Below are 25,732 nucleotides of genomic sequence, written 5' to 3' on the forward strand. Positions count from 1 at the left end.
CGAGGAAAGGATGCCATCCACACTGGAGCTTTTAGAAGAACATCGCCTGTTTGGCGGCTGGCAGCAGCGCTATCGCCACCCGTCAACCAGCCTCAACTGCGCGATGACCTTTAGCGTATTCCTGCCTGGCCCAAAAGGCAGTACCCCGCCGCCGGTGGTGTACTTCCTCGCGGGGCTGACCTGCAGCGATGAGAACTTCAGCGTTAAGTCCGGGGCGCAGCGCGTAGCCGCCGAACTGGGGCTGGTGCTGGTGATGCCGGATACCAGCCCGCGCGGCGAAGGCGTTGCCAATGACGAGGGCTATGACCTCGGCCAGGGCGCCGGGTTCTACCTCAATGCCACCGAGGCACCGTGGGCCAGCCATTTTCGTATGTACGACTACATCAACGATGAGCTACCGGCACTGATTTCCGGTAATTTCAACGTCAGCGATCGTCAGGCGATAATGGGGCACTCGATGGGCGGCCACGGCGCGCTGATGATTGCGCTGCGTAATCCGGGGAAATTCAGCTCGGTGTCGGCATTTGCCCCTATCGTCAATCCGCTGGAAGTGCCGTGGGGGCAAAAAGCCTTCCGCGCTTATCTGGGTGATGATGAGACGACGTGGCGTCAATACGACAGCTGCTGGCTGATGCGTAACGGCGGTGCGGTGCTGCCGATGCTGATCGACCAGGGGGACAGCGATCAGTTCCTCGCCGATCAGCTGCGGCCGCAGCGGCTGGAAGAGATTGCGCTGGAGGTGAAGTATCCGTTAACGGTGCGTGAGCAGCCGGGATACGACCACAGCTACTTCTTTATCGCCAGTTTTGTTGAGGATCACCTGCGCTTTCATGCGCAGCATCTGCTGGCATAAAAAACGGGCCGACCGAAACAGAGGGTCGGCCCCTACATGATTGCGCCCAGAGGCCGACCTTTTTTTCCGGTCGGCCCATAATCACATTGCGCCCAGAGGCCGACCTTTTTTTTCCGGTCGGCCCATAATCACATTGCGCCCAGAGGCCGACCTTTTTTTTCCGGTCGGCCCATAATCAAAACGCCGGTGATTCAACTAATCCATCAATTAATACCTGCGGGGTGCCCTGCGAACAGCGCTCAATGCGCCCTTTCACGCCGTAAACCCGTGCCAGGCTCTGCGGCGTGATCACCTCTTCTGGCAATCCATCCGCTATCAGCTCGCCGTTCTGCAACATCAGCACATGCTCACCGTGGCGCAGCGCGATATTGATGTCGTGTACCACTACCACCGTGACGATATTGCGCAGCCGCGTTTCGCGCCGCACCAGATCCATCACGTGGAACTGGTAGTTCAGATCCAGCGCGCTAAGCGGTTCATCCAGCAGCAGCAGCTCCGGGCGGCGGATCAATGACTGCGCCAGGCCCACCAGCTGCTTCTGCCCGCCGGAAAGCTGGTCAAGATAGCTGAGCGCCAGATGAGCGATCCCCAACTGCTCCAGCAGCGCCATCACTTCCGCTTCGCTGGCAGCACTGCTCCGCCCGCCGCTGGCGCGCTGCGCCACGATAATCGACTCCAGCACGTGCAGATGCACCCCGGCGGGCAGCGACTGCGGCAGGTAGACCACGCGGCTGGCGCGGCGGGCAAACGGCAGCGCCATCAGCTCTTCACCATTGAGCCACAGCTCACCGGAGGCGCGGTTAAGCCCCGCCAGCGAGCGCAGCAGCGTCGATTTACCGCAGCCATTCGGCCCCAGCAGTACGGTGATTTTGCCGCGTGGCAGCATGGGCACATTGAGGTCGCTGATAATCTGGCGCTTCGGATAACCGGCGTTAAAGCCGCTGATTTTTAACCCCTGCATCAGACACTTCCTCGGTGGCGCAGAATAATACTCAGGAAGAACGGCACGCCCACCAGCGAGGTCACAATGCCCACTGGAATGATCACACCGGGGATCAAATTCTTCGACACCACCGAGGCCATCGACAGCACCAGCGCCCCGGTCAGCGCACTGGCAGGCAGATAGAAGCGGTGATCTTCGCCAAACAGCATTCGAGCGATATGCGGTGCCACCAGGCCGATAAAGCCAATGGGCCCGACGAACGCCACCGCCAGCGCGGAGATAATGCTGATGCGCAGCAGCGTCGCGAGGCGCAGGCGGCGCACGTCGATGCCAAAGCTGACGGCGCGATCTTCTCCAAGGCGCAGCGCGGTCAGTTTCCAGCTGCTGAGCAGCGAAAACGGCACCAGCACCAGCAGCGCGATGCACAGCACGCCCAGTTTATCCCACGACGCGCGCGCCAGGCTGCCCATGGTCCAGAATACCAGCCCCTGCAGAGTGTCTTCGCTGGCGATAAACTGCATCATCGACACCAGCGCGTTGAAGGTGAACACCAGCGCAATGCCGAACAGCACCACGCCGGAGGTTGCCACCTGCGTCCAGCGCGTTACCGCATCCAGCATCAGCGCGGCAAACAGCGCAAAGACAAACGCATTGGCGGAGATAAACCACTGATCGGGAATGCCCGGAATACCGATGCCCAGCACAATCGCCAGCGCGGCGCCAAACGCGGCGGCGGAGGAGACGCCAAGGGTAAATGGACTGGCCAGCGGGTTATTCAGGATGGTTTGCATCTCAGCCCCGGCGAGCCCCAGCCCCAGCCCAACCACCACCGCCATCAGCGCATAGGGCAGGCGAATATCCCAAACGATCACCCGGGTGCCGGCATCAACCGTTTCCGGCGACAGTAGCGTTTGCCACAGCGTGGAGAGCGACAGGCCCGAAGGGCCAAGGGTAAAGTCAAGCACCAGCGAGGCGACAATCGCCAGCAGCAGAATCGCCATCATCAGCAGGCGGTGGCGCAGCAGCTGATGGTAGCGCCCCATCACGCCTTCAGGAGGCTGCGCGGCAGAGGTCGCCAGCGGTTCGTGGGTTACACTCATTTGAATCCCTGTTTTTGTGTTCAGGTGCGATAAAATAGAGCAAATGATAATACGTATCAGTAATATTTGTAATCCCAGATTTCAGAATAAAAAAAGGCGCGGAGAGCCCGCGCCTGAGTTAACTTTCCGCCCGATTTATTTCTCGAATTTCGGGAATTCCATCTCGCTGTACTTCACGAAACGCGTTTTGCGCGTCAGCTTGAAGCCGAACCAGATAATCAGGAACAGCGGAATACCGATGTAGGTTGCCGCCACGCCGCCCCAGTCGATGGTGTCGGACAGGAATGCCTGGTAGTTCTGGCCGAGGGTAATAATCAGGCACAGCACGAAGGCGAAGATCGGCCCCAGCGGGAAGAAGCCGGAGCGGTAAGGCAGATCGGCCAGATCGTGCCCCTGCGCCACATAACCGCGGCGGAAGCGGTAGTGGCTGATAGCAATCCCGAGCCAGGCGATAAAGCCGGTCATGCCCGAGGTATTCAGCAGCCACAGGTAGACGGTCTGATTACCAAACATTGAGGTCAGGAAGCACATTCCCGCGACCACGGTGGTGGCATACAGCGCATTACGCGGCACGCCGCCTTTCGACAGCCTGGCGAAAATGCGCGGCGCTTTGCCTTCAGACGCCAGGGTGTAGAGCATACGCGTGGAGGCGTACATGCCGGAGTTACCCGCCGACAGTACTGCCGTCAGGATCACCGCATTCATCACCGCCGCAGCCGACAGCAGGCCTGCGTGCTGGAACACCAGGGTGAACGGGCTGACGCTGATGTCTTTCACATCGTTGCGCAGCAGGCTCGGGTCGGTGTACGGGATGATCAGGCTGATCACCAGAATGGCCAACACGTAGAATAGCAGGATACGCCAGAACACCTGGCGCACCGCGCGCGGAATGTTCTTCGCCGGATCTTCCGACTCCCCGGCGGCGATGCCGATAAGCTCGGTGCCCTGGAAGGAGAAGCCGACAATCATCGCCACGCCGATCATGGCGGCAAACCCGCCGGAGAATGGCGCATCGCCAATCTGCCAGTTGTGCCAGCCCGCGCTCTCACCGCCGCGCAGAATGCCGACGATCATCGCCACACCGACAATAATAAAGATGATCACGGTGGCGACCTTGATCAGCGAGAACCAGTATTCCGCTTCGCCGAAGCCTTTCACCGAGATGTAGTTAAGCAGGAAGATCAGGCAGAGGAACAGCGCGCTCCAGATCCAGCCAGGGGTATCCGGGAACCACCACGTCATCACCAGCTGTGAGGCGACGAGGTCAACGGCGATGGTCACCGCCCAGTTGTACCAGTAGTTCCAGCCCAGCGCGAAGCCGAAGCCCTCTTCGACGTATTTTGCGCCGTAGGTAGAAAATGAGCCTGAGACCGGCATAAACGCCGCCAGCTCACCGAGGCTGGTCATCAGGAAGTAAACCATCAGGCCGATCAGCGCGTATGAGAGTAGCGCCCCGCCCGGGCCAGCCTGCGAAATGGTCGCGCCAGAGGCGACAAACAGACCGGTACCAATTGAACCGCCAATGGCGATCATCGTTAAATGACGAGCTTTAAGCTCACGCCTTAACCCAGGCGGTTGTGTTGTTTTTGTGTCATGATCCATGTTTTAACGCTGCGCCTTGCAAAAAATGAGGCGCGATTATAGCAACATGGGCATCCCGGTATAGCGATAACGCCACGTTATAAGTTAGCTTCATGATCGGCGGCGGATTATTAGCGCGGGTACGTCAGGTGTAAACCCTCAGCAGGGGGCGAGCGAAAAAATGGTCGCCCCCTGCGGAGGATCGTCGGCCCGGTTACTCGGTGCAGTAACTCAGGAAACGGCTCAGCGCTTTCGAAATATGCTTCTGGCGGTGGTGAATGCGGTACAGCGTGCGCTTGAGCGCGGGCAGCGGTATCGACACTTCCACCAGCGTTCCCATCTCCAGCTGCTCGGCAATCACCCGCCGCGACAGGCAGCTAATCCCCATGCCGTGGCGCACCGCATTTTTAATCGCCTCCGAATTGCCCAGCTCCAGCGCCAGCTCAAACTGCGGCAGGTGCGACAGCAGCAGATAATCGACAATCTCACGCGTGCCGGAACCATGCTCACGCAGGATCCATGGCGCAGCCGCCAGGCTTTTCAGTGAGACCGGCTGGCTGAGGATCGCGGCACCCGGTGCGGCAAACACTACCAGCTCATCTTCCAGCCACGGCTCGGTGATCAGCTCGGCCATATGACACGGCCCCTCAATTAAGCCAATATCGACGCGAAAATCCGCCACGGCGGTGATCACATCCTGACTGTTGCCGACGCTCATCTCCAGCGGCAGCGCCGGGAAATCGCGGCGATAGTTAGCGATCATCCCCGGCAGTAGATAGTTGCCAATGGTGCTACTGGCCGACACGCGCAGCGCGCCGTTATCTTCACGAAACAGCTGCTCGATCTCCAGCGCCTGCTCCAGCAATCCGACCGCGCGCGGATACAGCAGGCGGCCATGCTCGTTAATGACCAGCCGTTTACCGACGCGGTCAAACAGCTGCACGCTGAGCTGCCCCTCCAGATCGGCGAGGGCGGCGCTGACGGCCGACTGCGACAGCGCCAGCACCTGAGATGCCTGGGTGGTCGATCCGCTTTTCAGCACCTCGGTAAAAACTTCCAGCTGGCGCAGCGTGATATGCATAGTCGTTCCTTACTGTTATTGCGGCGCATCGGGCCTCGATCAGACGATGACGCGTTAACACTTATAGTGGTTAATTATAAATATATAATCAATTTCTCTTTTATACCAGCCCCCCTCATTATGTGGATATTGCATAAGGAGAAGAGATCATGGCTGAACTGAATATTACTCATCATCATCCGCGTCCAACGCGTTTTGCACCCGGCGTATTGCTGGCGCTGGTTATTGCCGCTGCGGCGATCTGGCTGGGCAACCAACCGCATATCGCCGCGCTGGGCCTGGGATCGTTAACGCTGGCGATTATCGGCGGGATCGTGGTCGGTAATAGCGTCTATCCGCGCATTGCCGTGCGCTGTGACAGCGGCGTCGTGCTGGCCAAACAGCGCCTGCTGCGCGCCGGTATCGTGCTGTATGGTTTTCGCTTAACTCTGCAACAGCTTACCGATGTCGGCATTAGCGGTGTGATTATCGATGCGCTGACGCTCAGCTCCACCTTCGTGCTTGCCTGCTGGCTGGGGCAGCGCGTGCTGGGGCTGGACCGTGATACCAGCTGGCTGATCGGCGCGGGTAGCAGCATCTGCGGCGCCGCGGCGGTACTGGCGACCGAGCCGGTGGTGAAAGCGGACCCGGCCAAAGTCGCGGTCGCCATTGCGACGGTAGTGATTTTCGGCACGCTGGCAATCTTTATCTATCCGCTGATGTGGCCGCTGGTGAGCCACTGGCTGCCGCAGGTCAGCGCCAGTGAATTCGGCGTCTATACCGGTTCCACCATGCATGAAGTGGCGCAGGTAGTGGCCGCCGGTCACGCGATTGGCCCGGATGCGGAGAACTCAGCGGTCATCGCCAAACTGCTGCGCGTGATGATGCTTGCGCCGTTCCTGGTGCTGCTGGCAGCGCAGGTGCGCCGCAGTGACAGCAGCAAAAGCAGCGGACCGATTACCTTCCCGTGGTTCGCGCTGATGTTCATTGTGGTCACGCTGTTTAACTCGCTGCATCTGCTGCCGCCGGTGGTGATTAGTTATATCAATCAGCTGGATAACATCTTACTGGCAACGGCAATGGCGGCGCTTGGCCTGACCACCCATGCTGGCTCACTGAAAAAGGCGGGCCTGAAACCCCTGCTGCTCGGACTGATGCTGTTTGTCTGGCTGATTGTCGGTGGCGGTGCGATCAATCTGGCGGTCGCGCATTTGATGGCATAATTCCTGCCGTTTTCCGGTTATGATGATGCGCCTGCACTGCGCAGAATCATTAACAGGAGAACGGCATGAAATATATCGGTGCCCACGTCAGCGCGGCTGGCGGTGTGGATCAGGCGGTACAACGCGCATATGAACTGGAAGCGACTGCTTTCGCGCTCTTTACCAAAAACCAGCGCCAGTGGCGCGCGTCTCCGCTGACTGATGAAGTGATTTCCGCCTTTCGCCTCGCCTGTGAAAAGTATCACTACACGCCCGGGCAGATCCTGCCGCACGACAGCTACCTGATTAACCTCGGCCACCCGGTGAGTGAAGCGCTGGAGAAGTCGCGCGAAGCTTTCCATGATGAAGTAACGCGCTGCATGCAGCTCGGCCTGACGCTGCTGAACTTCCATCCCGGCAGCCATCTGCATCAGATTAGCGAAGAGGATTGCCTGAAGCGTATCGCCGAGTCGATCAATATCGTGCTGGATAAAACCGAAGGGGTGACGGCGGTGATCGAAAACACCGCCGGTCAGGGCAGCAATCTTGGCTTCCGCTTTGAACATCTGGCCGCGATTATCGACGGCGTTGAGGATAAATCCCGCGTCGGCGTCTGCATTGATACCTGCCATGCATTTGCCGGGGGCTACGATCTGCGCACGGAAGATGAGTGTGTGAAAACCTTTGCCGAGTTTGAGCGTATCGTTGGCTTCCAGTATCTGCGCGGGATGCACCTCAATGATGCCAAGAGCGAGTTTAACAGCCGCGTCGACCGTCACCACAGTCTTGGCGAAGGCAACATTGGTAAAACGGTGTTTAGCTGGCTAATGAAGGATGCGCGTTTTGACGGGATCCCGATGATTCTGGAAACCGTTAACCCGGATATCTGGAAAGATGAGATTGCGTGGCTGAAGTCGGAACAGCGTTAAAAAAAGTAGGGGTCAGGCATGCCTGACCCCTTTTGATAACCTGTTACCAGGGCGAGGCATGCCCCGCCCCTACGGTGATAAGATTACACTTTCAGTGCTTCTGCTTCCGGGCGCTTCAGCACCGCGTAAGCCAGGCCAGCAATGAGCGTACCGACGATAATCGCCCCCAGGTAGCCCAGCACCGGGGTGATAGCGCCAGGGATCAGCAGTACAAACAGACCGCCGTGTGGCGCCATCAGTTTGGCACCAATCGCCATCGACATCGCACCCGTTACCGCACCACCGATGATGCAGCAAGGCAGGACGCGCATCGGGTCACGCGCCGCAAACGGAATCGCACCTTCAGAAATAAAGCACAGTCCCAGTACCAGCGCCGCTTTGCCGCCTTCCTGCTGACCCTTGTTGAACTTCTTACGCGCAACCAGCGTCGCCAGGCCCATCGCCAGCGGTGGCACCATACCGGCGGCCATAATCGCTGCCATAGGAGCGTAGGTTTGTGAGCTTAACAGCCCAACGCCGAACGCGTAGGCCACTTTGTTCACCGGGCCGCCCATATCAGTACACATCATGCCGCCGAGAATCGCCCCCAGTACGACCGCGTTGGCGGTACCCAGGTTCGCCAGCCACGCGGTCAGACCGGACATAATGCCGGCAACCGGCGTGCCCACGACGTAGATCATCAGCAGACCGGTGATCAGGCTGGCAACCAGCGGAATGATCAGGATCGGCTTCAGCGCTTCCATACTGGTCGGCAGTTTCACCTTCGAGCTGAGGAACTTCGCGGCATAGCCGGCAATGAAACCGGCGATAATCCCACCAAGGAAGCCGGCGTTAATGCTGGTGGCGATCATCCCGCCAATCAGCCCCGGGGTCAGACCCGGACGGTCGGCAATCGAGAAGGCAATAAAACCTGCCAGCACCGGCACCATCAGGGCGAAGGCACTGCCACCCCCGATCTGCATCAGCGCCGCAGCCAGCGTACCCTGCTCTTTAAACGCGGTGATACCAAAGGCAAACGACAGCGCGATGCTCAGACCCCCTGCGACCACCATCGGCAGCATGTAAGAGACGCCGGTCAGCAGATGACGATAAGCCCCCGCTTTCTCTTTCTTATCTTCGGTAGCGGAAGAGTGGCCGCCCTGCGGCTGGTATGGCTTGGCTTCCGCCACGGCCTTATCCAGTTCCTGCGCGGTTTTCTTCAGCGCAAGTCCGGTAGAGGTGCGGTACATCGGCTTGCCGGCAAACTTCGCCAGATCCACTTCAATATCCGCCGCGACGATCACCAGGTCGGCCTCTGCCACTTCTTCCGCAGTGATTGCGTTACCCGCGCCCACTGAACCACGGGTTTCCACCTTCACCCACCAGCCGCGCTTTTTCGCTTCGGTGTCGATGGCTTCCGCCGCCATAAAGGTGTGCGCCACGCCAGTCGGGCAAGCAGTGACGGCCACGATGCGTTTTGGCCCTTTGCTGGCGGCCGCAGCCGGTGCCGGTGCCGCGCTCACCGCTGGCGCAGTGTACGGCTGGGCGTCAGTCTGCGCTTTCGCCAGCACTTGTGCAGGTTCGCGCATCAGCTGCTCGATATCCGCCAGATAGATGGCTTTACCGTTCAGCGTGCTGTCCGCTGGAATATTTTTACCTGCAACAATGACCTGGTCCGCCTCTGCCGGATTATCCGTCAGCGTCAGACCGGCTTTTGCAGCAGCCGCAGTGGTGATATTTTTTGCCAGATAGCCCGTTGCCAGTCCCAGCGAAGAATCGATTATCAGCAGCGTTTTCATTTAGCTTCTCCTGCTGTTAGTTATAGGGTTGTAGGTCGACACGCGCCATCATCGCGGCCAACTGGGTACGATCGGTAACGCCCACGTTGCTCTGGCTGACGGCCATCGCCGCCACTGCCGTTGCAAGACGCAGTGTATGCTCGCTGGATTCGCGCATCAGCAGGCCGTAGATCAGCCCGCCAACCATCGAATCACCGGCACCCACGGTGCTTACAACTTCACAGGCAGGTGGTTTTGCAATCCATTCGCCTGAAGCATTCACCCACAGCGCCCCTTCGGCACCGAGAGAGATCACCACGTGTGCGATACCCTGCTCACGCAGCGCATGTGCTGCTTCAATCACATCTTGTAATGTCGGGAGTTTACGCCCCGCCCAGATTTCCAGCTCGCGGCGGTTAGGCTTGACCAGCCACGGCGCGGCTTTCAGGCCAGCGACCAGCGCCTCACGGCTGCTGTCAAAAATAATGCACGGGCAGTGGGTACGCAGCTGCGTCATCCATTCGGTGAACGCATCCGGATCGACGCCTGCTGGCAGACTGCCGCTGACGCAGACCATGTCGAACTGACCCAGCCAGGTCAGCGAGTCGGCGGTGAAGCGCTCCCAGTCCTGAGCAGTGACTTCAAAACCTGAGAAGTTCAGGTCGGTCACGTCGCCGTCTTTTTCAGTCAGCTTCACGTTGATTCGCGTGCGCCCTTCCACCACCTGGAAGCGGTTGGCGATGCCAAGGTCGCTAAACAGGTGCTGGAAGCCGTCCTGATTCTCTTTGCCGAGGAAGCCGCCAACGGTGACGTCGATGCCGAGATCCTTCAGCACTTTGGCCACGTTGATGCCCTTGCCCGCCGCGTGCAGCCCGGTGGTTTTTACCAGGTTGACTTCTCCGCGTTCAACTTCCGGCACGTACCCGACCAGGTCATAGGCCGGGTTGAGGGTAATGGTGGCTACGCGTCTGCTCATGCTGCCCCCTCACCCAGGCCGGAAGCGATGGCGGCGCCGATGGCATCCAGCGCGGCGCGGGCATCTTCACCGCTGGCGGTGAAGCGCAGACGGTGGCCTTTTTTCACGCCCAGCGCGACCACTTTCATCAGGCTGCGGCCGTTAGCGGGCTTGCCGCTGCCGTCGAGGTTAGTCACGGTGACATCACAGTTGAACTGCTTGATCACGCTGACCAGGGCGGTGCCCGGACGGGCATGCAGGCCATGTTCATTACGAATGCTGAACTCTTCGGTCAGCACGTCTGCCTGTTCGGACACTTCGCTGGTTAACAGCGCGAGGATCCCGGCGGCATCGGCGCTCAGCAGGCGATCGGCTTTCTGCTGGATCAGCAGATCGCTTAAATAGTTGAGCACGGTTAACGGCTGGTCATCGGCGACGGATACGGTGATCAGCAGCTGTGCAGTTTCACCATTAACATCAAACGGTGCGGCAGCGCGGCTGATTGCCACGGCGCTGGCGAGGTTACCGCTGGTGCTGTCGCTCAGCCAGATGCCCTGCCCGAGGTTCAGCGGCTTACCGGCAATCACGCAGGTCAGGAATGAGGCATCTACCGCGCCCGCCTGCTGTAAACGCCCGGCGTTCAGCGCCTGCAGGGTCATCAGATCGCTGGCTGCAACGTCGGTGGCAATCAGCGAGGTATCAAATTTGAATTCGGCGGCCAGCTTCTCACCCATCAGGATGCTGCGCAGAGTTTCGGCGGAGTCGGCCGTTTTCAGCTGTTCCGTTACGCTATCATCGCTCAGTACGTGCGTCAGCTGGCGCAGCAGTGCCAGATGCTCGTCAGACTTCGCCGCAATGCCGATCACCACATAGGCGGTCTGATCGTCACCCCAGGCGATGCCCTGCGGGAACTGGAATACCTGCACACCGGTTTTCAGCACCAGGTCGCGGGTATCGGTGGTACCGTGCGGAATAGCGATGCCGTTACCCAGATAGGTAGAGGTCTGCTGTTCACGCGCCAGCATGCCGTTTACGTAGCCTTCGCCCACGTTACCTGCTGCGGTCAGCGCGGCAGCAACCTGACGAATGGCATCCTGTTTGTCGCCGGCCTGGGCACCAGGCTTAATGGCGTTGAGTTCTAACTGGAACATGGTTCTCCTCGCTGCTGAATTTGAATCGTTTCAGCTAATTTGAGAAAAAAAGCGCTATCACCTTGATAACAACCTGAAGCGACAACGCTGAAACGTTTCAATGAGTTTGGTCCCGTTAGCGGATCCGTTGCAAGTTTTACTGTGAACGGCGTAGCAGATTTTTGATGTCCCGCACATTTCATCAAGGTTTTTCGGAAAAAGAGCCCCTTAACTCAAATAGCTGAAGGCCTGCTGAAGCCAGACGATACAGGGCTTTATTGTGCAAAAAGTGCGTTAATTCCACACACTTGCGCAAAGGATTGCAAAAGCATTCCCGCCCGCTGGATAACGGCGTAAAATCTCGCCGTTTTTCCTTATCAGGCCCGATTACCCCATGCAAATACCCGCTGCACCCGCCAGAACCTTGCCCGGCAACCGCTCGCTGGCCTTCCTCGTGGTGGCTTTTATCTCTGGCCTCGCCGGGGCGCTGCAGACCCCGACCCTCAGCCTGTTTCTCACCACCGAAGTGCAGGTGCGGCCTTTTATGGTTGGGCTGTTTTTCACCTTTAATGCGGTCATTGGCATTCTGGTCAGCCAGCTGCTGGCGCGTTACTCGGACCGTAAAGGCGACCGAAAAACGCTGATCCTTTACTGCTGCCTGCTCGGTGCGCTGGCTTCCCTGCTGTTTGCCTGGAACCGCAACTACTTCGTGCTGCTACTCACTGGCGTGCTGCTTTCCAGCTTTGGCAGCAGCGCGACCTCGCAAATGTTTGCGCTGGCGCGTGAGCACGCCGATAAAACCGGGCGCGAGAGCGTGATGTTCAGCTCGGTGATGCGCGCACAGATTTCTCTGGCGTGGATGATAGGCCCACCTTTAGCCTTTGCGCTGGCGCTAGGCTATGGTTTCCGCACCATGTATCTCACCGCCGCCATTGCCTTTGTGCTATGCGCGGTCATTGTTCGCTACCTGCTGCCGTCAATGCGCAAAACGACGCAGGTGACCGCAAAACCCATTCAGGCGCCGCGCCAGCACCGCCGCGCTACCCTGACGCTGTTTATCGCCTGCACCCTGATGTGGTCCTGCAACGGACTGTATCTGATTACCATGCCGCTATACGTAGTCAATGAACTGCATCTGCCGGACAAGCTGGCGGGGATCATGATGGGGCTGGCGGCCGGGCTGGAGATCCCGATCATGCTGCTGGCGGGCTATTACGCTAAGCGCTTTGGCAAACGCCTGTTAATGCGCATCGCCGCCGTTGCCGGGCTGCTGTTTTACACCGGCACGCTGCTGTTTGATGGTGAGATGCAGATGCTGGTATTGCAGGGGCTGAATGCGGTGTTTATCGGTATCCTCGCGGGTATTGGCATGATCTACTTCCAGGATATGATGCCCGGCCAGGCCGGAGCGGCCACTACGCTGTTCACCAACTCAACGCGGATGGGCTGGATTATTGGCGGCGCGCTGGCGGGTGCCGTGGCGCAGTTCTGGAGCTATCATGGCGTATTGTGGTTTGCGGTGGTGATGATGGCGGCAGCAATCGCCTGCCTGTTACGCGTGCCGGAACCAAAAGTGCAGAGTTGTGAAGTGGCACAAGGGTAATTCAGGGCGCGGTTTGCGCCTCCAGATCCAGCAGAAACACCATCGCCTGCTGGCGGCTACTGCCGCACATCGTCAATTCCGGCTGCAGCCCGGCACAGACTTTGGGCCGCAGCGGGGAGCCGAATATTTTGCAGCGCGACTGGCTGTCGAGCTGCACGCAGGGTGTGTTTGCCGGTTTGCCGTTCGGCATGCCGGGAATAGGCGATGAAATTGACGGTGCTGTACAGCAGGCACCACATCCGGCACGACATTCCATCACTGACCCCCCTGTAATAAGATCGCGACAATAGCAGCTCGCCCTGCTGAATACTATTGTTTAACGATGGCCCGATCGGGTCGACCAAAAAAGAAGGTCGCCCCCTGCGATCTCCCGAGATTTTGATGATCTTCCGACCAGATATTTTCACTGCGCCATCTTGCCTGGCGGCAGCGGCGCGAGTAACGTGTCGCGATAATTTATCCTCTTCACGACGAGACCTGTTTTATGCCAAGAGCGAACGAAGTTAAAAAGGGCATGGCGATCAATTACAACGGCAAGCTGCTGTTAGTCAAAGATATTGATGTACAAAGCCCCAGCGCCCGTGGCGCGTCTACCCTTTATAAGATGCGCTTTACCGATGTGCGTACCGGCCTGAAAGTCGAGGAGCGCTTCAAAGGCGATGACCTTCTCGACACCATCCAGCTAAGCCGCCGTCAGGTCACTTTCTCCTATATTGACGGTGACGAGTACGTGTTTATGGATGACGAAGACTACACCCCTTACAACTTTAAACAGGAGCAGATTGAAGATGAGCTGCTGTTCCTGCCGGAAGGCGGCATTCCGGGTATTCAGGTGCTGACCATGGACGGCCAGATTCTGGCGCTGGAGCTGCCGCAAACGGTGGACATGGAAATCGTTGAAACCACACCTGGCATTAAAGGCGCTTCCGCCAGCGCCCGCACCAAACCGGCCAAAATGAGTACCGGCCTGGTGGTGCAGGTGCCGGAATACCTGAGCAACGGCGACAAAATCCGCATTCACATCCCGGAACGCCGTTACATGAGCCGCGCTGACTAGCCTTCGCCTGCGACCATAAAAAAAGGCGCGGTCTGATGACGGCGCCGTTGATGTTATGTTATAACAACTTGATTGTGACTACTGATACTCTACCGTGACAATCCCCACTCTTCGCTGCGCATCAATCCAGTGGATTTTGCTGCTGCCGATATTGTAGGGCAACTGCTGTGCGGTCGTGCTGTTCAGTGCCAGCGTGCTGACTTTTGTCTTGCCGTTGCGCTGACAGGAGACATTAACCTGGGTTTTATTCACATCGGAATCGCAGAGAGACTCAACGATACTGCCTTGAAAATTAATAACACCCGTACCGCTCGTTGATTGACTATTCCCTGCCATAACACTGCTCGTCCATGAGGCGAATAGCACCACGGCCGCAGCCGAAAGAATGCTTTTCATGCTCACCTCATCGTTTATTGTGTTCCTTATTAGGATAGCCAATTACAATTAGTTACATGATGAAAACAAATCACGGTAAAGAACGATAAATATCATTAAAGTTTCTTCAAGGAGTGCCGATGACCCGCGTAAATCTGATTACTGGCTTTCTGGGAAGCGGAAAAACCACCACCCTGCGCCATCTGCTGGCCAGCAAACCTGCAGGTGAAAACTGGGCGGTGCTGGTAAATGAGTTCGGCGAAATCGGTATCGATGGTGCCCTGCTGGCGGAGAGCGGCGCGGTTCTGAAGGAAATACCTGGCGGCTGCATGTGCTGCGTCAACGGCCTGCCAATGCAGGTCGGGCTAAATATGCTGCTCAAGCAGACCCGGCCCGACCGCCTGCTGATTGAACCCACCGGCCTTGGCCACCCTAAACAGATCCTGGATATGTTATCGGCGGCGGTATATCAGCCGTGGATCGATCTGCGCGCCACGCTTTGCCTGCTTGATCCGCGCCAGCTGGCGGATAATCGCGTAGTAGAAAATGAAAACTTCCGCGATCAGCTGGCCGCCGCCGATATCATTATTGCCAATAAGCAGGATCGCTGGGACGAAGTCACGCAAACGGCGCTCAGCCAGTGGCAGCAGGATTTCGGCCAGGCGCGGCCGCTGGTGCGCACCTCTCAAGGCACCATCGACGCCGCCCTGCTCGATCGGCCGCGCAGCAATCAGCAGGTATTACCCTCCCCTTTGCACCACCATCACGGCGCCCCCTCACCGCTGGCCTCGCTGCGGCTGAATGAAAATTCCCGCTGGCGCCGCGCGCTTAATCAGGGCCAGGGCTACTATGCGGCGGGCTGGATTTTCGACAGTGACACCGTATTCGACACCATCGGCCTGCTTGAATGGGCGCGACTGGCGCCCGTTTCGCGCGTAAAGGGCGTGCTGCGGATCGCCGAGGGCCAGGTGAGCATTAACCGCCAGGGCGCCGACTTCCATATCGAAACCCGCCAGTTGCCGCCGCCGGACAGTCGGATTGAGCTTATTCACCAGGAACAGTCCGACTGGAATATTTTACAAAGTGCTTTGTTGAGCCTTCGTTTATAATGTCAGGCATACTCTACGCCGCGACATTTCTTAATAAATCCTTAATCACAATGACAACTAAACGCCTGCTAACAATACTGGCCCTGAACGCTGCGGGCTTTGCGCTGTTCTTCTCGTGGTATCTGCCGGAGAATCATGGCCAGTGGTTTATCCTCGACAAGACGATTTTCTACTGGTTTAACCAGCATCTGGTGACTAACCAGGCCCTGCTGTGGCTGGTAGCCATCACCAACTTCCGCGCGTTTGACGGCGTGTCGCTGCTGGCGATGGGTGCGCTGTATCTGCACTTCTGGCGCCGTGAAACCCCACAGGGGCGCCGCCGGATGTTGGCGATTGGCATCACGATGCTGATTACCGCGGTCGGTCTGAACCAGTTAGGGCATTTGATCCCGGTCTCTCACGGCAGCCCGACGAAGTTCTTCCCGGACGTCAACCACGTGACCAGGCTGACCGGCATCCCGACTAAAGACTCCTCTGCGGACAGCTTCCCGGGCGATCACGGCATGATGCTGATGATATTCGCCTGCTTTATGCTGCGTTATTTCACCCGGCGCGCGTTTGCCGTCGCTGTGGTTATCGTGCTGGTATTTGCTCTGCCGCGCGTAATGATTGGCGCCCACTGGTTTACCGATATCGCCGTAGGCTCGTTATCGATAGTGCTGGTTGGTATGAGCTGGTGGCTGATCACTCCGGCGAGTGATTATCTGGTTAACTGGCTGGATCGAAACCTGCCGGGAAAATATAAGCCGCGGAAATAATTTATCGGCAGTAGCGAAACGGCGGGGAATATTTCCTCGCCTGCTGCTGCGATAATTGAAATTAATTAGTCTGCTAACGAAGCGTGATAAATAGAATTTATTATGCCCTGGCCCGCACAAAATCCTCTGATTTTCCCATCCGTCCAGCCCGATAATTCTGATTTTAACTTGACTATGAGCGCGTTGTTGCAAAATTGCACTTAGGTGCACACGGTTGCGCTGCAAATTGACGATAATGTAATCAATTCGTTGCGTAATGATTTCACATCACAAAAACCTATAAAAAACTGCTTAAAACCCCTCGCCATGCGGCTTGTAATCGGTTAACCTCACTTTCAATTAGACGATCTGGCTAAAGTATTTCGGTAAGTTACATTTTAAAGTGTGCTAAATCACACATTTTAACGTTTTCCGAATTGTCTTAGCTCACCGGACTAATTAATCTCGTTTCGCTCCGTCACTTTTCTAACGACTTGGTCGTTAAGGACTTCAAGGGATCACAAACATAATGGTCAAGTCTCAACCTATTCTGAGATATGTTTTGCGGGCGCTCCCCGCTGTCGCGTTAGCGGCGCTGTTGTCAGCATGTAGTTCGAACAGCGGACACAATGTACAAACTGATACTCATGCAGTTAAAAGCCAGAACGGTTTTTTACTTCAAGCGTCTCAGGATGAATTCGAACAGATGGTTCAGAATGTGGATATCAAATCCCGCCTGATGGACCAGTACGCGGACTGGAAAGGTGTGCGTTACCGCTTAGGCGGTACCAGCAAGCGCGGCGTTGATTGCTCCGCCTTTGTACAGAACACGTTCCGTGAGCAGTTTGGCCTGGATCTGCCCCGCTCGACCTATGAGCAGGAAGATACCGGTAAAAGTATTCAGCGCACGAAATTGCGCCCGGGTGATTTAGTTCTGTTCCGTGCAGGCTCTACGGGTCGTCATGTCGGTATTTATATCGGTAATGATAACTTCGTTCATGCCTCCACCAGCAGCGGTGTGATGATTTCTAACCTGAATGACTCATACTGGAAAAATCGCTACCGCGATGCACGTCGCGTACTGAGCCATACGCAAAGCTAACTTCCGATCTCCTGAAGTTCGCGAAACACGAGATATGAAAACGCTGCCCAGGCAGCGTTTTTTTTTGCCTGATTTTCAGCGCAAATAGCGGCGCTGAAAAAGGATTGGTACACATCAATAATCATAGAGACAGAACGGCCAGCGCCGTTATATTCTCATGGGCTTCACCAGAGAGCAGTATTTGACGACAACATAATAAGAACCGGCGAAAACGGGAGAAAACACCCAATGCCACTCACCACCACCGTCAGGCGGCATGTGACGCATCCGCGCAGGATAATCTGCCTGAGTGCGGCAATGGGGCTGCTCTTTTTTCTGTTATTTGTTGCTATCACGCTGATCCTGACCTGGAATCGGCGCTCCGAAGGCCATAACCGGCTTGCCGGATATACGCAGTCTTATGTCATCAACGTTTTCGATGAGCTGAAAACCACCCTGTTGCCCTTGCAGGGCGCGACGCAGGCTCCCTGTGAGCAGGTTCGCAGTGATTTAACCCAGCGCGCGGCCTTTGCAGCCAATATTCGCGCCATCCTGCTGGTGAAAGATCACAGCGCTTTTTGTTCATCCGCCACCGGCCCCATGGCGCTGGATATCGATGAAATCTCACCCGAAACCGACGCCAGCCGTGCCGTTGATATTCGCCTGATCCCCGAAACGCCAATGGTGCGCAACACACCCGCTATCGTGCTGTGGCTGAAGAATGCTTCCCAGCCCGGCAGTGGGATTTTTACCACGCTGAATATCAACCTGACCCCTTACCTGCTGCTCGCTTCGCGCCAGCAGGAGATCAGCGGTATGGCGATTGCCGCCGGGCAGAGGGCGCTGACCACCTGGAATGACAAAGTGGTCAACCGCAGTCAGCTGCCCGCCAGCCCGCTGCGTAAAATCGCCATTCCGGGCTATCCACTCACGCTCTATCTGTATGGCGAAGTGCTGCCGGGGCGCGATGTTCATATTATTTTGCTGGCCGGGCTACTGCTGGGCGTGCTGATTACCTGCGGCTGCTTCCTGCTGTTGACCCTGCGCCTGCGCCCCGGCAAGGAGATCCTGCTGGGGATTAAGCGCGGCGAGTTTCACGTTGAGTACCAGCCGGTCATTGATGCCAGCAGCGGCAAACCCTACGCGATCGAAGCACTGCTACGCTGGACGCATCCGACCGAGGGACGCATTCCACCGGACTCCTTTATCAGCTACGCCGAAGGGCAGAACCTGATCGTCCCACTGACCCGCCATCTGTTTCGCCTGGTGGCGCGCGATGCCCATCGCCTGCGTCACGCCGTGCCTAAGGGCACCAAAATGGGTGTTAATCTCTCCCCCGCTCATCTGGTTCATTCGACCTTCCGTCAGGACGTCAACGACTGGATTAGCGCGATGCCTGCAGACCACTTTGGGTATATGTTTGAGATTACCGAACGCTCCATGGTGGCTGAGGCAAATGCCGATGAGGTGTTCGACTGGATCCGCGAGCGCGGAATTAAAATTGCCATTGATGATTTCGGCACCGGTCACAGTGCCCTGATCTATCTGGAAAAGTTCCAGTTTGACTACCTGAAGGTTGACCGTGGCTTTGTGCAGAGCATCGGCATGGAGACGGTAAACTCACCGGTGCTGGACACCGTGCTGAGCCTGGCGAAAAAGCTTAATCTTAAAACCGTGGCCGAAGGGGTGGAAACCGGAGAACAGGCGCTATGGTTAATTAACCGCGGCGTGACCCATATGCAGGGTTATCTGTTTAGTCGTCCGCGCGGCGTGGCGCAGCTGATCGAATATTATCTGCAGCAGCAGGTACCGGCTAAAATTCTCAGCGTCAACCTCTAGCAGATACTGTCAAAGCGGGTAAAAAGCCTTTAATATCATTGCTCCGCCCGGCTAATGGTGTCAGGCTTAAGCAGATTACTGACCCGTCACAGGTGGGAGCCGATGAAACCATGATTGCGCGTATTGTTGCCCTGACGCTATTTACCCTGACCGCCAGCGTTGTCCAGGCGGAAAAGATTAATGTGAGCTACAGCTTTGCTCAGCTGGGTACAGCGAAATACGCCAGCGGTTTCAACCACTTTGATTATGCCGACCCGGCCGCACCGAAAGGCGGCAGCATTACCCTCTCCGCCATTGGCACCTACGACAACTTTAACCGCTACGCCATGCGCGGCAACCCGGCCGTAGGAACGGAGTCGCTGTACGACACGCTGTTTACCTCCTCGGATGATGAAACCGGCAGCCTTTACCCGCTGGTGGCCGAGTTCGCGCGCTATCCGGATGATTACCGCTGGGTTGAGGTCAGTATCAATCCGCGCGCGCGTTTCCACGACGGTACGCCGATTACCGCTGAAGATGCGGCCTTCACCTTTAATATGTTTATGACCCAGGGCGTGCCCCAATATCGCGTGATCTATAAGGGCGTAACGGCAAAAGCCATTTCGCGCCTGACGGTACGTTTTGAGCTGCCAAAGTCGGACCGTGATCAGATGCTCTCCTTGCTGTCGTCGAAAGTTTTTCCGAAAAGCTTCTGGAAAGATCACAACCTCGCCGACCCGCTGCCGTCACCGCCACCGTCCAGCGGTCCGTACCGCATCACTGCCTATAAAGTGGGCCAGTCAGTCACTTATACACGGGTGAAAAACTACTGGGCTGCAAACCTGCCGGTGAATAAAGGCCGCTACAATTTCGACACCATGCGCTATGACTACTATCTGGACGATAATGTCGCCTTTGAAGCGTTTAAGGCCGGGGCATTTGATTTCCGTGCCGAAGGGTCGGCAAAAAAATGGGCGACGCAGTACAGCGGCAATAACTTTGAACGCGGCTATATCGTTAAGGAAGAGGTTCCAAATACCGTCAGCACCGATACCCAGTGGCTGGCGTTTAATATCCAGAAGCCGCAGTTTGCCGACCGCCGCGTGCGTGAAGCACTCTCCCTGCTGTTTGATTTTGAATGGATGAACAAAGCGCTGTTCTACAACGCCTACCAGCGCGTCGACAGCTATTTCCAGAACACCGAATACGCTGCGCGCAACTACCCGGATGCCAAAGAGCTGGAAATTTTAGGGCCGTTAAAAGGCCAGTATCCTTCGGACGTGATTGATAAGATCTATCAGCCGCCAAAGTCGGACGCTTCAGGCTATGACCGCAGCAAACTGATGCAGGCGCTGGATTTGCTGAAGCAGGCGGGCTGGCAGCTGAAAAATCAGCAGCTGGTGAATGTGAAAACCGGCCAGCCATTCCGCTTCGAACTGCTGCTGCGCAGCGGCGGCAACGACCAGTGGGTGCTGCCGTTCCAGCATAATCTGGCGCGTATTGGTATTACGATGAACGTGCGCCAGGTTGACAGCTCACAGTACCTGGCGCGCCTGCGCAAGCGCGATTTCGATATGCTGCCTACGCGCTACCTGGCGTTTGCCACCCCGGATGCGCAGCTGCAGATTGTCTGGGCTTCCGCCTATATCGACTCTTCATGGAACACGCCGGGCGTGACCAGCCCGCTGGTGGATAATCTGATTGCGCAGATTGTGCAGCATCAGGGCGACAAAGATGCCCTGCTGCCGCTGGGCCGCGTGCTGGACCGGGTGCTGCTGTGGAACTATTACATGATCCCGATGTGGTATGCCGCCAACGATCGCTATGCGTACTGGAACAAGTTCTCGATGCCGACCACGCGCCCGACCTATGCGCAGGGCATCGACAACTGGTGGTACGATGTCAATAAAGCCGCACAGCTGCCGGCGCAACGTCGTTAAGGAGCCAGACTGTGGGTGCTTATTTAATTCGTCGCTTATTACTGATTATTCCCACGCTGTGGGCGATTATTACTATCAACTTCTTTATTGTGCAGATTGCCCCCGGCGGCCCGGTCGATCAGGCGATTGCCAATATTCAGTTCGGCCAGACCACCGGCATGCCTGGCGCCGCCGGAGAGGGCGCGGCGCACGGGCGCAGTTCGCTCAATGCCTCACCGGGCGACAATCAGTATCGCGGCTCGCGCGGGCTGGACCCGGAGGTGATCGCGGAGATCACCAAACGCTACGGCTTTGATAAGCCGCTGCACGAGCGCTACTTCACCATGCTATGGAACTACATTCGTTTCGACTTCGGTGACAGCCTGTTCCGCAGCAGCTCGGTGATCCAGCTGATTAAAGAGAGCCTGCCGGTTTCGGTGACGTTAGGGCTGTGGAGCACGCTGATCATCTACCTGGTGTCGATCCCGCTGGGGATCAAAAAGGCGGTGCGCAACGGCAGCGCGTTTGATATCTGGAGCAGCACGCTGATCATTGTCGGCTACGCCATCCCCTCCTTCCTGTTCGGTATCATCATGATCGTGCTGTTTGCCGGCGGCAGCTACCTCGACTGGTTCCCGCTGCGTGGCCTGGTATCCCCGCAGTTCGACACGCTGCCGTGGTACGGCAAGGTCACAGATTATCTGTGGCATATCTGCCTGCCGGTGCTGGCAACCGTGATTGGTGGCTTCGCTACGCTGACCATGCTGACGAAAAACTCGTTTATGGATGAGATCCGCAAGCAGTATGTGGTGACCGCACGCGCAAAGGGGCTGGACGAGAAAAAGATCCTTTATCGCCACGTGTTCCGCAATGCCATGCTGCTGGTGATTGCCGGGTTCCCGGCCACCTTTATCAGCATGTTCTTTACCGGGTCGCTGCTGATAGAAGTGATGTTCTCGCTCAACGGCCTCGGGCTGCTGGGCTATGACGCCACCATCCAGCGCGATTACCCGGTGATGTTCGGCACGCTGTATATTTTCACCCTGATCGGCCTGCTGCTCAATATTCTCAGTGACATCACCTATACGCTGGTCGACCCACGTATTGATTTTGAGGGCCGCTAATGAGCCGTTTAAACCCGATTAATCAGGCGCGCTGGGCGCGATTCCGCCATAACCGCCGCGGCTACTGGTCGCTGTGGATTTTTGCCGTGCTGTTTGCCCTGTCGCTGGGCGCAGAGCTGCTGGCCAACGATAAGCCGCTGGTGGTGCACTATCACGACCGCACCTATTTCCCGCTGCTGGTGAACTATACCGAAAGCGACTTCGGCGGCCCGCTGGAGACCCCGGCGGATTATCAGGATCCGTGGCTGAAATCGCGGCTGGCAGCAAACGGCTGGGCAATCTGGGCGCCGGTGCGCTTTGGTGACGACACCATTAACTTTGCCACCGATGTTCCCTTCCCTTCCCCCCCCTCGGCGCAGAACTGGCTGGGCACCGATGCCAATGGCGGCGACGTGCTGGCGCGCATTCTTTACGGCGCCCGCATCTCGCTGCTGTTCGGGCTGATGCTGACGCTGGCCTCCAGCGTGATTGGCATCCTCGCCGGCGCGATTCAGGGCTATTTCGGCGGCAGGGTCGACCTGTGGGGCCAGCGCTTTATTGAAGTGTGGTCGGGCATGCCGACGCTATTCCTGATTATCCTGCTCTCCAGCGTGATCCAGCCCGGCTTCTGGTGGCTGCTGGGCATTACCGTGCTGTTTGGCTGGATGAGCCTGGTGGGGGTGGTGCGTGCCGAATTCCTGCGCACGCGTAACTTTGACTATATCCGCGCCGCGCAGGCGATGGGCGTCAGCGACTGGCGCATTATGTCGCGCCATATGCTGCCCAATGCGATGGTCGCCACGCTCACCTACCTGCCCTTTATTCTCTGCGGCTCAATCACTACGCTGACTTCGCTCGATTTCCTCGGTTTTGGTTTACCGATGGGTTCGCCGTCGCTGGGTGAGCTGCTGCTGCAGGGCAAAAACAACCTGCAGGCGCCGTGGCTTGGCCTGACCGCTTTCTTCTCGCTGGCGATTCTGCTGTCGCTGTTAATATTTATCGGCGAAGCGGTGCGCGACGCCTTTGACCCCAGCAAGGTGTATTGATATGGCACTACTCTCGATTCAGGATCTGAGCATTGCCTTTCGTCAGGGCGCGCAAGAGCGCCGCGTGGTCGAGGGGCTGTCGCTGTCGGTCGATGCCGGAGAGACGCTGGCGCTGGTCGGCGAGTCCGGCTCCGGAAAAAGCGTCACCGCCCTGTCGGTGATGCGCCTGCTGCCAACGCCGCCGGTAGTGTATCCGCAGGGTGATATTCTGTTTGCCGGGCAGAGCGTGCTGCACGCCGATGAGCGCACGCTGCGCGGCCTGCGCGGTAACCGCATCGCGATGATCTTTCAGGAGCCGATGGTGTCGCTTAATCCGCTGCACAATATCGAAAAGCAGCTGTACGAGGTGCTGTCGCTGCACCGCGGCATGCGCCGTGAAGCCGCCCGGGCCGAGATGCTCAGCTGCCTTGATCGCGTGGGCATCCGCAATGCCGCGCAGCGCCTGAGTGATTTTCCGCATCAGCTTTCCGGGGGTGAACGTCAGCGCGTGATGATCGCCATGGCGCTGCTGACCCAGCCTGAATTGTTGATCGCCGATGAACCAACCACCGCGCTGGATGTGACGGTGCAGGCGCAGATCCTGGTGCTGCTGAAAGAGCTGAAGCAGGAGATGAATATGGGCCTGCTGTTTATCACGCACAATCTGAATATCGTGCGCCAGCTGGCGGACAGCGTCACGGTGATGCGCAACGGTCAGGCGGTCGAACATAATCGCACCCAGCAGCTGTTCAGCGCACCACAGCATCCCTATACGCAAAAGCTGCTGGACTCAGAGCCAGAAGGCCAGCCTGACCCGGCTGACAGTGCTGCGGAGCCGCTGCTGCAGGTAGAGAATCTGCAGGTGGCCTTCCCAATCAAACAGGGACTGATGAAGCGCACTGTGGGCTATCACCATGCGCTGAAGTCACTGAGCTTTACGCTGCGCCCGGGTGAGAGCCTTGGGCTGGTGGGGGAATCCGGCTCTGGCAAAAGCACCACCGGGCTGGCCCTGCTGCGCCTGCTGCATTCGCAGGGTGAGATCTGGTTTAAACAGCAGCCGCTGCATTTGTGGAACCGTAAAAAGATGCTGCCGGTTCGCCGTCAGATCCAGGTGGTGTTCCAGGATCCTAACTCATCGCTCAACCCGCGCCTCAACGTGCTGCAGATTATCGCCGAGGGTCTGCAGGTGCACCATCCCGAGCTGAATGAAGCCGAGCGCGAGGCGCGCGTGATAACCGCAATGGAAGAGGTTGGGCTGGATCCGGCTACGCGCCAGCGCTATCCGTCAGAGTTTTCCGGCGGTCAGCGCCAGCGTATTGCCATTGCGCGCGCCCTGATCCTGCAGCCGCAGCTGATCATCCTGGATGAACCGACCTCATCGCTCGACCGTTCGGTGCAAAAGCAGATCCTCGCACTACTGAAAAATCTTCAGCAGCAGCACCGGCTGGCCTATATCTTTATCAGCCACGATCTGCGCGTGGTGCGGTCGTTATGCCATCAGGTGGTGGTGTTGCGGCAGGGAGAGGTGGTGGAACAGGGCATGTGCGAAAGCGTGTTTAGCGCGCCAGCGCAGGAGTATACGCGCCAGCTGCTGGCGTTAGCCTGAGAACGGCTCGGCAATGCCTACGCCAAAGTTTTTCAGACGGCAGGTGGTGGCGCATTCGTCTTCGCGCTGGACGAACAGGCAAGGCTCCCCTTCCCACTCCAGCACCGAACAGCTGAGCTGAATTTCAGCCAGCGCGGCCTCAATCTTCTGCATAATTTCCCACGCAGAAGCCCCGCTGTGGCTGAGCAGGCGCAGCCCGATTAAATCGTCATCGCTGTTCAGGAGGTTGAGTGCGCGTGGTTCGACAGCCATGCCAACAGGCCCGGCGCACCAGCGATAGCTTTGCGGCAAACGATGTACTACTGAATGTTGTAACGTATTCAACAGGGTTCCCCAGAGCGAATTTTAAACAATATTTTCACAAATAATTCACAAGGTAAATCATCAATTGGCGCCAGCAAAGCAACTCATTAATAACTGGCACTATTTACCCTGCAACTGTTTACCCTTCAGCGGGATAAATCCTGCATTCGGCGGTTTTTTTGAGAGCTACCTCTCATTTATTCGTTATATTTACCGCGTTCGCCGGCCAATCACAACCAATTTCGCTGCATTCTGGTTACTTCTTGCGAAATATTTTTACAAATAATCAACATATTGAGCAGGGTTTTAGTGGGGAAGCCAGATGATATGGCTCGAGCGGAGAAAGGGTCTTCATCAGGGACGGTGCAGATCCTCGGCACGGGGCGACCGGGAAAATGGTCTTCATTGGGAGCGGTGCAAATCCTCGGCACGGGGCGACCGGAAAAAATGGTCGCCCCCCTACGGCGGGCGATTACACTGTAGGGG

The 25,732-nt window shown here is 57.4% G+C and carries 23 protein-coding genes; 13 read left to right on the plus strand and 10 right to left on the minus strand.

The window, feature by feature from the left end; genetic code table 11:
- The first annotated feature begins 10 nt into the window (after window positions 1-10).
- Window positions 11-853 carry an S-formylglutathione hydrolase gene (fghA, locus tag ID864_RS08165; protein WP_048915526.1) on the plus strand — a complete coding sequence of 281 codons (843 nt, stop codon included), beginning with the start codon at window positions 11-13 and terminating at the stop codon, window positions 851-853.
- A gap of 175 nt (window positions 854-1,028) precedes the next feature.
- Here the strand turns inward: fghA and ID864_RS08170 are convergent, their stop codons facing one another.
- The 4 genes from ID864_RS08170 to yieE form a co-directional block, all read right to left on the minus strand.
- Window positions 1,029-1,814, minus strand: a complete 786-nt coding sequence (locus ID864_RS08170; RefSeq protein ID WP_048915525.1) for an ABC transporter ATP-binding protein — start codon at window positions 1,812-1,814, stop codon at window positions 1,029-1,031.
- Window positions 1,814-2,896, minus strand: coding sequence for a FecCD family ABC transporter permease (locus ID864_RS08175; protein ID WP_133623249.1), 1,083 nt, complete (start codon window positions 2,894-2,896; stop codon window positions 1,814-1,816). Before ID864_RS08175 ends, ID864_RS08170 begins: the two co-directional genes overlap by 1 nt.
- Before the next feature lie 135 nt (window positions 2,897-3,031).
- Window positions 3,032-4,498 carry an amino acid permease gene (locus tag ID864_RS08180; protein ID WP_048915521.1) on the minus strand — a complete coding sequence of 489 codons (1,467 nt, stop codon included), beginning with the start codon at window positions 4,496-4,498 and terminating at the stop codon, window positions 3,032-3,034.
- A gap of 193 nt (window positions 4,499-4,691) precedes the next feature.
- Window positions 4,692-5,558, minus strand: a complete 867-nt coding sequence (gene yieE, locus ID864_RS08185; protein WP_048915520.1) for a DNA-binding transcriptional regulator YeiE — start codon at window positions 5,556-5,558, stop codon at window positions 4,692-4,694.
- A gap of 149 nt (window positions 5,559-5,707) precedes the next feature.
- On the opposite strand from yieE, the gene ID864_RS08190 reads away from it, so the two are divergent.
- Together ID864_RS08190 and nfo are read left to right on the plus strand one after the other, a co-directional pair.
- Window positions 5,708-6,760: a YeiH family putative sulfate export transporter gene (locus ID864_RS08190; protein ID WP_062818164.1), complete on the plus strand. Its 1,053-nt coding sequence runs from the start codon at window positions 5,708-5,710 to the stop codon at window positions 6,758-6,760.
- Between the two features lie 65 nt (window positions 6,761-6,825).
- Window positions 6,826-7,668, plus strand: coding sequence for a deoxyribonuclease IV (nfo, locus tag ID864_RS08195; RefSeq protein WP_048915518.1), 843 nt, complete (start codon window positions 6,826-6,828; stop codon window positions 7,666-7,668).
- An 83-nt stretch (window positions 7,669-7,751) separates the two neighbouring features.
- Here nfo and fruA read toward each other — a convergent pair whose 3' ends face one another.
- Genes fruA through fruB form a run of 3 tightly spaced genes read right to left on the minus strand, consistent with a single transcriptional unit; the run spans window position 7,752 to window position 11,531 of the window.
- Window positions 7,752-9,446 carry a PTS fructose transporter subunit IIBC gene (gene fruA, locus ID864_RS08200; protein ID WP_048915517.1) on the minus strand — a complete coding sequence of 565 codons (1,695 nt, stop codon included), beginning with the start codon at window positions 9,444-9,446 and terminating at the stop codon, window positions 7,752-7,754.
- Window positions 9,447-9,462: 16 nt separating this feature from the next.
- Entirely contained in the window at window positions 9,463-10,401 is a 939-nt protein-coding gene (fruK, locus tag ID864_RS08205) for a 1-phosphofructokinase (RefSeq protein ID WP_048915516.1), read from the minus strand.
- On the minus strand, window positions 10,398-11,531 hold the full coding sequence (fruB, locus tag ID864_RS08210) for a fused PTS fructose transporter subunit IIA/HPr protein (protein ID WP_048915515.1): 1,134 nt from the start codon (window positions 11,529-11,531) through the stop codon (window positions 10,398-10,400). The genes fruK and fruB overlap by 4 nt, the downstream gene beginning before the upstream one ends.
- A 373-nt stretch (window positions 11,532-11,904) precedes the next feature.
- Here fruB and ID864_RS08215 point away from each other — a divergent pair, with 373 nt between their 5' ends.
- On the plus strand, window positions 11,905-13,113 hold the full coding sequence (locus ID864_RS08215; RefSeq protein ID WP_191149703.1) for a sugar efflux transporter: 1,209 nt from the start codon (window positions 11,905-11,907) through the stop codon (window positions 13,111-13,113).
- 1 nt (window position 13,114) lies between these two features.
- Here the strand turns inward: ID864_RS08215 and ID864_RS08220 are convergent, their stop codons facing one another.
- Complete coding sequence (locus ID864_RS08220) at window positions 13,115-13,369, minus strand: YkgJ family cysteine cluster protein (protein ID WP_048915513.1); 255 nt, start codon at window positions 13,367-13,369, stop codon at window positions 13,115-13,117.
- Between the two features lie 228 nt (window positions 13,370-13,597).
- Here ID864_RS08220 and yeiP point away from each other — a divergent pair, with 228 nt between their 5' ends.
- Window positions 13,598-14,170, plus strand: coding sequence for an elongation factor P-like protein YeiP (yeiP, locus tag ID864_RS08225; protein WP_048915512.1), 573 nt, complete (start codon window positions 13,598-13,600; stop codon window positions 14,168-14,170).
- 78 nt (window positions 14,171-14,248) lie between these two features.
- Here the strand turns inward: yeiP and ID864_RS08230 are convergent, their stop codons facing one another.
- The gene (locus tag ID864_RS08230; RefSeq protein ID WP_099754033.1) at window positions 14,249-14,566 is read right to left on the minus strand and encodes a hypothetical protein; all 318 of its coding nucleotides are present in this window, start codon (window positions 14,564-14,566) and stop codon (window positions 14,249-14,251) included.
- Between the two features lie 119 nt (window positions 14,567-14,685).
- On the opposite strand from ID864_RS08230, the gene ID864_RS08235 reads away from it, so the two are divergent.
- From ID864_RS08235 to yejF, 8 genes are all read left to right on the plus strand, one after another.
- On the plus strand, window positions 14,686-15,654 hold the full coding sequence (locus ID864_RS08235; protein WP_048915510.1) for a CobW family GTP-binding protein: 969 nt from the start codon (window positions 14,686-14,688) through the stop codon (window positions 15,652-15,654).
- Between the two features lie 50 nt (window positions 15,655-15,704).
- Complete coding sequence (locus tag ID864_RS08240) at window positions 15,705-16,412, plus strand: phosphatase PAP2 family protein (RefSeq protein ID WP_048915509.1); 708 nt, start codon at window positions 15,705-15,707, stop codon at window positions 16,410-16,412.
- 508 nt (window positions 16,413-16,920) lie between these two features.
- The gene (gene mepS / locus ID864_RS08245; protein ID WP_048915508.1) at window positions 16,921-17,493 is read left to right on the plus strand and encodes a bifunctional murein DD-endopeptidase/murein LD-carboxypeptidase; all 573 of its coding nucleotides are present in this window, start codon (window positions 16,921-16,923) and stop codon (window positions 17,491-17,493) included.
- A 228-nt stretch (window positions 17,494-17,721) separates the two neighbouring features.
- Window positions 17,722-19,311 (plus strand): cyclic di-GMP phosphodiesterase, encoded by a 1,590-nt coding sequence (locus ID864_RS08250; protein WP_191149704.1) that lies wholly within the window; start codon window positions 17,722-17,724, stop codon window positions 19,309-19,311.
- Window positions 19,312-19,421: 110 nt separating this feature from the next.
- Window positions 19,422-21,230, plus strand: a complete 1,809-nt coding sequence (locus ID864_RS08255) for an extracellular solute-binding protein (RefSeq protein WP_191149705.1) — start codon at window positions 19,422-19,424, stop codon at window positions 21,228-21,230.
- Between the two features lie 11 nt (window positions 21,231-21,241).
- The gene (locus tag ID864_RS08260; RefSeq protein WP_048915505.1) at window positions 21,242-22,333 is read left to right on the plus strand and encodes a microcin C ABC transporter permease YejB; all 1,092 of its coding nucleotides are present in this window, start codon (window positions 21,242-21,244) and stop codon (window positions 22,331-22,333) included.
- Window positions 22,333-23,358, plus strand: a complete 1,026-nt coding sequence (locus ID864_RS08265) for a microcin C ABC transporter permease (RefSeq protein WP_048915504.1) — start codon at window positions 22,333-22,335, stop codon at window positions 23,356-23,358. The genes ID864_RS08260 and ID864_RS08265 overlap by 1 nt, the downstream gene beginning before the upstream one ends.
- Before the next feature lies 1 nt (window position 23,359).
- The gene (yejF, locus tag ID864_RS08270) at window positions 23,360-24,943 is read left to right on the plus strand and encodes a microcin C ABC transporter ATP-binding protein YejF (RefSeq protein WP_191149706.1); all 1,584 of its coding nucleotides are present in this window, start codon (window positions 23,360-23,362) and stop codon (window positions 24,941-24,943) included.
- Here the strand turns inward: yejF and ID864_RS08275 are convergent.
- On the minus strand, window positions 24,935-25,267 hold the full coding sequence (locus tag ID864_RS08275; protein ID WP_048915523.1) for a YejG family protein: 333 nt from the start codon (window positions 25,265-25,267) through the stop codon (window positions 24,935-24,937). The two genes, yejF and ID864_RS08275, sit on opposite strands and share 9 nt — an antisense overlap.
- Window positions 25,268-25,732 lie beyond the last annotated feature (465 nt).

It is taken from the genome of Erwinia aphidicola, from assembly GCF_014773485.1.
GTDB classification, from domain to species: domain Bacteria; phylum Pseudomonadota; class Gammaproteobacteria; order Enterobacterales; family Enterobacteriaceae; genus Erwinia; species Erwinia aphidicola.